9 protein-coding genes, 1 tRNA gene and 1 rRNA gene are annotated in these 9,363 nt (G+C 75.3%); 6 read left to right on the top strand and 5 right to left on the bottom strand.

Features of this window, described 5'->3' with window-relative positions; genetic code table 11:
* Position 1: 1 nt before the first annotated feature.
* The 3 genes from treY to J1M39_RS11555 all read right to left on the bottom strand — a co-directional run bounded on the left by treY (position 2) and on the right by J1M39_RS11555 (position 4,104).
* Positions 2–2,482: a malto-oligosyltrehalose synthase gene (treY, locus tag J1M39_RS11565; protein ID WP_206496819.1), complete on the bottom strand. Its 2,481-nt coding sequence runs from the start codon at positions 2,480–2,482 to the stop codon at positions 2–4.
* Between the two features lie 61 nt (positions 2,483–2,543).
* Positions 2,544–3,002, bottom strand: coding sequence for a hypothetical protein (locus J1M39_RS11560; RefSeq protein ID WP_020625726.1), 459 nt, complete (start codon positions 3,000–3,002; stop codon positions 2,544–2,546).
* Between the two features lie 58 nt (positions 3,003–3,060).
* Complete coding sequence (locus tag J1M39_RS11555) at positions 3,061–4,104, bottom strand: aldo/keto reductase (protein WP_020625725.1); 1,044 nt, start codon at positions 4,102–4,104, stop codon at positions 3,061–3,063.
* Positions 4,105–4,169: 65 nt separating this feature from the next.
* Here J1M39_RS11555 and J1M39_RS11550 point away from each other — a divergent pair, with 65 nt between their 5' ends.
* From J1M39_RS11550 to J1M39_RS11530, 5 genes are all read left to right on the top strand, one after another.
* On the top strand, positions 4,170–5,072 hold the full coding sequence (locus J1M39_RS11550) for a fumarylacetoacetate hydrolase family protein (protein WP_020625724.1): 903 nt from the start codon (positions 4,170–4,172) through the stop codon (positions 5,070–5,072).
* Positions 5,059–5,799: an NADPH-dependent F420 reductase gene (locus tag J1M39_RS11545; protein WP_020625723.1), complete on the top strand. Its 741-nt coding sequence runs from the start codon at positions 5,059–5,061 to the stop codon at positions 5,797–5,799. The genes J1M39_RS11550 and J1M39_RS11545 overlap by 14 nt, the downstream gene beginning before the upstream one ends.
* 61 nt (positions 5,800–5,860) lie before the next feature.
* Complete coding sequence (locus J1M39_RS11540) at positions 5,861–7,420, top strand: DUF5129 domain-containing protein (RefSeq protein WP_020625722.1); 1,560 nt, start codon at positions 5,861–5,863, stop codon at positions 7,418–7,420.
* A gap of 92 nt (positions 7,421–7,512) precedes the next feature.
* Positions 7,513–8,010, top strand: a complete 498-nt coding sequence (locus tag J1M39_RS11535; RefSeq protein ID WP_206496818.1) for a carboxymuconolactone decarboxylase family protein — start codon at positions 7,513–7,515, stop codon at positions 8,008–8,010.
* Positions 8,011–8,067: 57 nt separating this feature from the next.
* A complete protein-coding gene (locus J1M39_RS11530; RefSeq protein WP_070709497.1) occupies positions 8,068–8,430 on the top strand; it encodes a GNAT family N-acetyltransferase in 363 nt (120 codons plus the stop codon).
* A 65-nt stretch (positions 8,431–8,495) separates the two neighbouring features.
* Here J1M39_RS11530 and J1M39_RS11525 read toward each other — a convergent pair.
* Positions 8,496–8,572, bottom strand: a tRNA-Pro gene (locus tag J1M39_RS11525).
* A gap of 131 nt (positions 8,573–8,703) precedes the next feature.
* On the opposite strand from J1M39_RS11525, the gene J1M39_RS11520 reads away from it, so the two are divergent.
* Positions 8,704–9,132, top strand: a complete 429-nt coding sequence (locus tag J1M39_RS11520; RefSeq protein ID WP_144860329.1) for a hypothetical protein — start codon at positions 8,704–8,706, stop codon at positions 9,130–9,132.
* Between the two features lie 128 nt (positions 9,133–9,260).
* On the opposite strand, the gene rrf is transcribed toward J1M39_RS11520, so the two are convergent.
* Positions 9,261–9,363 (bottom strand): 5S ribosomal RNA (gene rrf / locus J1M39_RS11515); the annotation flags it as partial.

The raw sequence follows: 9,363 nt of genomic DNA, 5'->3' as shown, positions 1-9,363 counted from the left end.
GTCACGGGGCGGTCCTCTCTCGGCGGTCGGACGGGGCGTGCGCCGGGACGAGCAGCGCGACGGGCAGGGTGCTGAGCAGTTCGTCGAGGCGCACGGCGCCGCGCGCGTCCGGGTGGACGGGGTGGCCGGTGACGGCGTCCTCCCACCGCCCAGCCGGCACGGTCACGACGGTCTGGCCCCAGCCACCCGCGGCCGCGAGGCGGACGGGCCAGCGCGTGGCCACGGCGAGCGCCCCGCCCCGGTCGAACGCGATCGCGTGTTCGGCGGCGGGGCCGGAGACGTCGAGCGGGCGGTGGCCGGTGAACAGCTCGGGCCGGTCGCGGCGGGCGCGCAGCACGCCGGCCACGACGGCCAGCTTGGCGGCGGCGGGGTCGTCGAGGCCGGGCGTGTGGCCGGCGTCGAGGCGGTCCAGCAGGTCGGCCCGGGCCGCGAAGTCCACGGGGCGGCGGTTGTCCGGGTCCACGAGGGTGGGGAAGGGCACCTCCGTGCCCTGGTAGACGTCGGGGACGCCGGGGGCGGCGAGCTGGACGAGCTTGTGGCCGAGCTGGACCACGAGGCCGGGCTCGGCGATACGGTCCGCGACGGCCTGCAGCACGCCCCGCGCAGGCCCCTCGGGGGAGGTGACGGCGGCGGCGAGCGCGGCGAGCCGGGCCTCGAACTCGGGGTCCTGGTCCGTCCAGGTGGTGGCCAGGGCCGCCTCGCGGGAGGCCTTCTGCAAGAAGCCGAGGATCCGTTCCTCCTCCGGCGCGGTGCCGTCCGTGGGCCAGACGCCCACGATGGACTCCCAGAGCAGCCGCTCCGCGTCGGGGTGGCCGAGCGGGTGGAGGCGCCTCAGCTCCGCGAGCTCGGCGGCCCAGCGGTCGGGCTCCTCGGCGAGCACGGCGATGCGGGCGCGCACGTCCTCACCGCGCTTGGTGTCGTGGGTGCTCAGGGTGGTCATGGCCGTCGGCCAGGCGGCATGGCGCGCCTGCTGGGCGGCATGGAAGTCGGCCAGGGACAGGGCGACGTGGGAGGGGTCTCCGCCGACCTCGTTCAGATTGGCCCACCGCGTGTACCGGTAGAAGGACCGGTCCTCGACGCCCTTGGCCATCACCATGCCGGAGGTCTGCTGGAACCGGCGGGCCACGGGCGAGTCCGGGTCGGTCAGCTCGGGCCGCAGGTCGCCGAGCACGTCGGCGAGGCCCGGCTCCGCCGCGGCCGCGTTCGCCAGCGCGCCCTCGAGCACGGCCAGGCCCACGGGCAGGTAGGTGCGGTACACGGGCAGGCGGGCGAGCACGGCGGCGAACGCGGCGGCCACGTCCTCGTCCGGGTGGGCGTTGAGGGCGTGCACGGCGCGGACCTCCCGGACCAGCCGGGCGGTCTCGGCCGCGAGGGAGCCGGTGGCCACGTCGTGCTTGGCCCGCACCACGGCCTCGTCCCACTCCCGACGACGGCGCGCGTCCTCGGCCGCATCGCCGGCGGCCTCGGGGTGCATGAAGACGCGTTCGACCTCGCCGAGCGCGTCGTAGCCGGTGGTCCCGTCCACGGGCCAGTCCGCGGGCAGCGACTCACCGGGCTCGAGGATCTTCTCCACCACGAGGTAGCCCTCCGGCAGGACGTGGGAGCGCAGGCGCCGCGTGTAGCCGGCCGGGTCCGCCAGGCCGTCCGGGTGGTCCACGCGCAGCCCGTCCACGAGCCCTTCGCGGACCCAGCGGGCGGGTTCGGCATGGACGACGTCGAAGACCTCGGGCTCCTCCACCCGGACGCCCGCGAGCGTGGTGACGGTGAAGAAGCGGCGGTAGTTCAGCTCGGCGTCGCCGCGGCGCCAGCCGACCAGCCGGTAGTGCTGGCGGTCGTGGACGGCGCGGGCCAGGCGGGCCTGCTCCGCGGTCGGCTCCTTCGCCGGGTCCGCCGCCGCGAAGACCTCCGCGGCGCGCAGCCCGGTCTCCGTCTCGGCGGCCTCGAGCGATCCGGGGGCGAGGGGGTAGACGTTGTCCCAGTAGCGCAGACGGCCGCCCTCGGCGTCGACGACGAGACGGTCCAGCTCCGCGTCCGCGTCCCCGTCAGGGCCGTCTCCCAGCACGGGGATGAGCAGGGAGCCGCCGCCGGCCGCCCAGTCCACGTCGAACCACGCCGCATGCGCCGCCTCGGGACCGTGGGTGAGCACGTCCCACCACGCCGGATTGGCCTGGGGCGTGGCCACGCCCACGTGGTTCGGCACGATGTCGACGAGCACGCCCATGCCCGCCTCGTGCGCGGCGCGCGCGACCGCGTCCAGTCCCTCGGCCCCGCCGCGGGCGGCGTCCAGCCGCGTGGGGTCCACGACGTCGTACCCGTGGTCGGAGCCGGGCTCGGCCTCGAGCAGCGGCGAGAGGTAGAGCCAGTCCACGCCCAGGCGCCGCAGATAGGGCACGAGCCCGGCCACGGACTCCAGCGGCAGATCCGGGCTGACCTGGAGCCGGTAGGTGGACGCGGGGGCGGAACGGACGGTCGAGGTGCTCACGCGGCGACGCTAACAGAGGCCCCCGACGCGGCATCAGGCCCGACGGGCCGGGGCGGGAAGGTCAACGCGTCTCGACCGGACGGGCGAAGATGTCCTCCCCGACGACGGGCTCGCCCGAGGACTCCAGCAGGACCATCTCGTCGCGCAGCACGGTGCCGTCGGCCTGGGTCAGATCGGCCACGAAGCCGGGGCCGGACTGGCGGATGCGGTCCACCGCGGTGTAGCCGTACTTCGCCTCGAGGTTGCCGCGGAACGCGTCCAGACCCTGGACGTGCAGGACGGCGCCCGTCGCGCCGAGGGCGACGGCGGCCGCGAGCGCGACAGCCCCGACCCCGCGCTGGGTGCGGGTGTCCTCGAGGAGTCCGATCTCCGGGTTGCGGCCGTGGGTCGCGGCGAAGCGCCGGTGCCGCCGGGCACGCCACAGGCCGACGACCACGAGCGTGCCGCCGACCACGAGGGTCAGTGAGGCCAGCCAGTAGAGGATCCAGGGGGTCACGAGGTCGACGTTCGCAAAGTCCATGTCCCAGTGTGACACAGGCCTCACTCCGGCGGGAGGGCACGCGGCCGGTCGCGCCTCGTCAAGGCAGCGGCCGGCCCCGCGCCGCGGTCCACAGGCGGTGCCACTGCGCGGAGTCCATCGCCTCGGCCACGGAGGCCGCCTCGGCGCACGCGGCGACGCGCTCCGGGTCCTGGGTGCCGATCACGGGCCGCACGCCCCACGGCAGGCGCAGCAGCCAGGCGAGCACCACGGCCTCCCGGCTGACGCCCAGCTCCGCCGCGACCTCGCCGACGACGCCGGCCGCGCCGTCGTCGCCGGAGCTGAACCGACCCTGCCCCAGCGGACCCCAGGCCTGCAGCTCGATCCCCTCCGCGGCGCACACCGGGCCGAGGCGCCCGGCGTCGGCGTCCGCGGGGGCGTCCGGGTGGTTGGCGAGCACGACCGCCTCCACGAGGGTGCGGTGGTGCAGGCCGAGCTCGACCTGGACGCACGCCAGCCCGGTCCCGTCCGCCGCCTGGCTCTCGAGCTCGCGCTGGAACTCGAGGACGCGGCCCACGCCGAGGTTGGAGACGCCCAGCTTGCCGACCAGGCCCGCCTCCCGCGCGTCGAGGAAGGCGCGCACGGTGTCGGCCACGGGCGTGAGGACGTCGGGCCGGTGGATGATCAGGGTGTCCACGCGCTGCTCGCCGAGGCGGGACAGCGAGCCCTCCAGCGAGGCGCGCACGTGCTCGGGCGAGGAGTCGTAGCGGGTCAGACGCCGCCCGGCCGGGTCCGTCTCGTGCAGGACGATCCCGCACTTGGTCTGCACCTTCAGGGCGGAGCGCTCCTCGTAGGGCAGCTCGTGCAGCAGCCGGCCGACGGTCTCCTCGGAGCGGCCGGCCCCGTAGATGTCCGCGGTGTCCAGCAGGTCGACGCCGGCCTCGATCCCGGCGCGCAGGGCGCGGCGGGCACGCTCCACGGCCGCCTCGGCCTGCGCTGCGCCCGCGGGCCCCTCCGGCCCCGCCCCCGGATCGGCGTCCGGGGGCGGCGGGGGAACGGACCCCCAGGCCATGGTCCCGAGGACGATCGGGGTGGCCGGGGTCGGGTCGAGGTCGAGCGGCGGATGCGTGGAGGCTGTGCTCATGGCCTCACCGTCTCACGTCCGCCCGCCCCGGGTCCGGACCCGCCGCCCTGTGATGGGATGGGTCCATGAAGCTCGCCACGTTCCGCCAGCCCGACTCCGACGCCGCCTACCCCGGCGCCACGTTCGCCGCGGTCATCACCTCCGTGCACCCCGAGGACCCCGAGGTCGCCGTGCGCGCCGTCGCCCTGCCGGACTGTCGCGACGTCGGCGAGTACCTCACCGCCACGCCGGAGGAGCAGCGGGAGATGGTGGAGGGTGCCCTCCGCGCGGCGCAGGCCGACCGGTCCCTCCTGCTGGACACCTCCGGCCTCGTCTACGACACGCTCGTGCCCTTCCCCACCAAGGTGTTCTGCGTGGGCCTGAACTACACGAACCACATCGACGAGACGGGCCTGGATCGCCCCGAGCATCCGACGCTGTTCGCGAAGTTCCCGCAGTCCCTCACGGGTGCGCTGGACCCGATCGAGGTCCCCGAGGAGGACCACCGGGTCGACTACGAGGGCGAGCTGTGCATCGTGGTCGGGGAGCCGGGCCGACGCATCGCCGTCGAGGACGCCCCGGAGCACATCGCGGGCTACGCGGTGGCCAACGACATCTCCATGCGCGGCTTCCAGGGCCGCACCTCCGAGTGGCTGCAGGGCAAGGTGTGGGAGGCCTCGACGCCCGTGGGTCCGTGGCTGGTCACCCCGGAAGAGTTCCCGGCGGACGCGCGCGTCCTCACGCACGTCAACGGTGAGCTGCGTCAGGAGGACAGGGTCGCCGACGTCGTCTTCTCCCCCGCCGAGCTGGTCTCCTACGCCTCGCAGCTGATCACCCTGAACCCGGGTGACCTGATCCTGACCGGCACGCCCGCAGGGGTCGCCCTGGCCCGCCGGGACGCCGAGGGCCGCCGCCCGTGGCTGCGTCCCGACGACGTCGTCGAGGTGGAGATCACCGGGCTGGGACGCCAGCGCAATGAGCTCGTCTGAGGCGGCGCCGGCGGACGCCCTGCCCCGCGTCGTCGGCATCCTCGGTGCGGGGCGGGCGGGCACCGCGCTGGCACGTGCGATCGCGCGCATCCCCCGCCTCTCCCCGGGCACGGCCGCCCCGCGGGTGATGGTCGCGGGCACGCGGCGCCCCGCGGCGGTCCAGCGCCACCTGACGATCTACGCGCCCAAGGCCGTCGCCGTGTCGGCCGAGGACCTGGCGGCGGAGGCGGAGCTCGTCGTCGTGGCCGTGCCGCGCGAGGCGCTGGACGACGTCGACCCACTCGCCCTCGCCGGGCCGGCCACGCGCGCCGTGGTGGACCTGACCAACACGTGGGGGGACGAGCCGGTCCCGGCGTGGCTCGACGACGACGGCGCGCCCGGCTCCGTCCGGATCGCCGCGCGCTGGGCCGCCGCGGGGCTGTGCGTGCCCGTCGTGCGCGCGTTCTCGGAGATCTCGCACCACGACCTGGAGGATGCCGGGCGTGCCACGGCCCCGCGCCGCGCCCTCGCGGTGGGCACCGAGCGGACTGACGCGGCGCCCGAGCCGGCCGCGGTCGCCGCCGCGCGCGACACGGTGGTCGCCCTCGTCACCGCGATGGGCTTCGACGCGGTCCCCTACACGGGCCTCGACCGGGCCGGGGTCCTCGAGCCGGGGGCGGCGGGGTTCGGCACCGCGCACGACGCCGGCCGGCTCGCCGCGCTGCTCGCCGACGCGCCCACCGGCTGAGGCGCCACCCGCCCGGCGGTACCTAGGCTGGGCGGGACCGCCGACCCGTCCAGGAGGCCCCGTGACCCGTCCGCCGCACCGCATCGCCCGCCGCACGCTCACCGCGGTCGCCCTGTCCGCCGCCGCCCTCACCGGACCGGCGGCGTCCGCCACCGTCGTCGCCCTGCCGGTCACGGCGGGGGTGACGGGCGCCGTCGTCGCCGCCGCGCCGCAGGCCCACGCCGTGGCCTGGGACCAGGTGGAGCTCGTGGATGACGCGGGCGTGATCGACCCCGCCCAGCTGCGCCGAGACCTGGCGGGGATCGAGTTCCGGGAGCCGACCCGCGTCGCCGTGGTCACCGAGCGCGGCCCGGACCTGTCCGCGCTGGACGACGACCGCGCGTCTCAGGCGTTCAACGGGCGGGTGCTCGAGCGGGCTCGCGCCGAGTACCCGGACTGGATCAGCGCGGACGGCCAGAAATGGGCCGACGACCTCGTGATCGTGGCGCTCGACCCGGACAACCGGTTGATCGGGGTGTACGTGGGCCAGGACCGGATGCTCAGCACGGACCGGCTGCGGGAGGTGCGCGAGGCCGGACACGAGGCGGCCCGTGCGGCCCGGTGGACGGACACGGTCGTGGATGTGACGGACGCCGCCGCCGAGCTGATCGGGCGCCCCTGGTGGCAGGCTCCCGAACTGTGGTTCGGCGCGGGGATCGTCGGTGTGGCGGGCGGCGGCGCCGCGGCCGCGGCACTCGCGAGCCGACGGCGTCGCCGCCGCCGGACGGCCGACCTGCTGGCCGAGGCCCGCACCCACCTGACCTCCGTCACCCTGGAGATGGACGCCACCGAGGTGAACGCGTCCACGGTGCCCGAGGACTCGCCCCACGCGGCCGCGCTGATGGAGCGCTTCCGCAACTTCCGGCGCCAGACGCTCGACGCGTCGGCGGAGCTGGACCGCCTCGAGGCCCTGCCGGAGCGCAGCCTGCATCGCACGGAGCATGCCCGGGCCGCGGAGGACGTCCGGGACCGCGCCCGTGAGCTCGACCGCCTCGACGACGCCGTGGCCGCGGCGAACACCTTCCTCAACCGCCACCCGGGGTGGCCGGCGGCGTGGGACCAGCAGACCGCCCCGCTGCGGGCCGACCTGGACGCCGTCGGCACGCTGGCCTCCTCCGTCGGCTCCGCCGGACCCGTCCGGTCCGCGGTCGCCGCGCTGGAGTCCTTCCGCACCGAGGCCCAGGACCGGCTCGAGGCGCTGGGTGCGGACCTGCAGGACGAGCGCCTGACCCCGGCCGCGGCGTTGGACGAGCTGGACGCGCTGCGGCGTCGCCTGACCGGGCTCGTCTCCGCCCTCGCCGACGCCGAGGTGGCGGCCTTCGGCAAGGACGAGGCCGAGCGTGAGCTGCTCCGCGACGAGCTGCGCTCGCACCGTGGCCCGGCCCGGTCCGGGCGCGGCTCGATCCTGGACTCCGCGCTGCCGGCGGATGCCTACTGGACGGTGGTGGCCTTCACCACGGGCCACCAGGCCGGCGAGCGGTCCGTCCAGGACCACCGCCAGGCGCAGTCCAGCTCCTCCGGGACCGGCTACGGATCCTCGGGCGGCTCGTTCTCCGGGGCGGGCTCGTCCGGCCGATTCTGAGCCGGTCGGGGCCGGATCTGAGCCGGAAGCCCGTCCGGGCCGGGCACCCGGTCCGTGGCCCACCGCCCCGTTCTGCGAGACAGTGAAGGACCATGACCGCCGCTGACACCCCCGCACCCCGCCAGGACCTCCTCGCGTTCTTCCTCGACAAGGCCGTGCCCGAGGCGTGGCACGCGGTCGGGCCGCTGGCCTCGGCCGCGCGCGGTGCCGCCGAGCAGGCCGGGCTGGACCGGCAGCTCGTGGAGCTCGTGAACCTCCGGGTCTCCCAGCTCAACGGCTGCGTGTTCTGCCTGGACCGGCACACCCGCCAGGGCGCCGACGCCGGCCTGAGCGTGCAGCGTCTGGGGCTGCTGCCGGCGTGGCGTGAGGCCGGGGCCGTGTACTCGGAGCAGGAGCGCGCCGCGCTCGAGCTCGCCGAGGCGGTCACGGACCTCCCCGAGCAGGAGCAGCTGAACTACGTGCAGGCCTCCACGGCCGCTGTGCTCACGGACGCCCAGTACGCGGCCGTGCAGTGGGTCGCGATCGTGATGAACCTGACGAACCGCATCTCGATCCTGTCCCATCACCCCGTGCGGCGCCGGGACGGCTGACCCCTTCCCCGCCGCCGGCCCGGCGGCGGGATCCACCCAGGAACGAGAGGACCGACCATGACCGAGCAGACCCCCAGCCTGGAGCACCCGCAGGTCCGCAAGAACGGGGAGAGGTACGAGATCGTCGTCGATGACGCGGGCACGGTGGCCGGCTTCACGGTGGCGATCGACGACGACACCGCCGACGGCCCGGCCCAGCGGATCTTCCCGCACACCAAGGTCGACCACCAGTACGAGGGCCGGGGCCTGGCCTCGACCCTCGTGCGCGAGGCGCTGAAGGACACCGTGGCCGCGGGCCGCCGGATCGTCCCCGTGTGCCCGTACGTGAAGGACTGGGTGGACGAACACGACGACGTGGCCGGCGAAGTGGACCCGGCGCGCCCCGAGCATCTGCAATTCCTGGAGTCCCGCCAGGACTGACGCCCCGCACCCGGTGAGCACCCGGAGACGAGAAGAGCCCCCGCCGATCCGGCGGGGGCTCTTTCTGGTCGGGGTGACAGGATTTGAACCTGCGGCCTCGTCGTCCCGAACGACGCGCGCTACCAAGCTGCGCCACACCCCGTTGGAGGTCTCAGACCTGAATCCAACAGAGAGCGACTATACCAGCCACGCCGGGTGCCGCCAAACCGAGATGCGGGGCAGAATCGCACGCGTGAGACCTCTGCGCACCCGACGAATCCGAGAGAGGCCGGCATGAGCTGGTGGCCGTTCCTGCGTTCCTCCGTGAGCCCCTCCCCCGACGACGACGGCGCCCCGGCCGCTGCCGAGCTCGAGGAGGCCGTGGCCGCCCTGCGACAGCTGTTGCGCGCGGAGCGGCACCGACTGCGCCCGGACAGCTGGGCCCTCGCGTGGGAGATGGTCGAGCACGCCGCCGAGTACGCGCCGGCCTGGGCTCGCCTGCAGCGCACACGGCCCGTGGAGACCCAGGAGCTCGTGCTCGCCCTCACCGGGCGCTTGGAGCCGCTGCTGTGCGACTTCCTCGCTCTCCCCGACTCGGAGAAGCCCACCCATGCCGACGCCGTGCACGCGCGCCTTCGGGAGCAGAGCACGGAGCACGGCCGGCTGCGCCGCCGGCTCACCCGCGCGCTCACGGCGCGGCTGCGGGCCGGCGAGGAGCTCTGAGCGCCGAGGGGGAGGCACCCCGGAACGCAGAAAGCCCCGTGCCGATCGCACGGGGCCGCCCGGTGAATCCTCCCGGGAATGCGGGAAGGGCCTCGCACCCAACGGTGCGAGGCCCTCCCTCAAAGAATGTCCGGCGGCGACCTACTCTCCCACAACCTCCCGGCTGCAGTACCATCGGCGCTGTGGGCCTTAGCTTCCGGGTTCGGAATGGAACCGGGCGTTTCCCCCACG

The organism is Micrococcus sp. KRD077, assembly GCF_017168505.1.
Lineage (GTDB): Bacteria > Actinomycetota > Actinomycetes > Actinomycetales > Micrococcaceae > Micrococcus > Micrococcus luteus.
The sequence above is the reverse complement of the archived record's forward strand: the minus strand, read 5'-3'. Positions and strand labels throughout refer to the sequence as shown.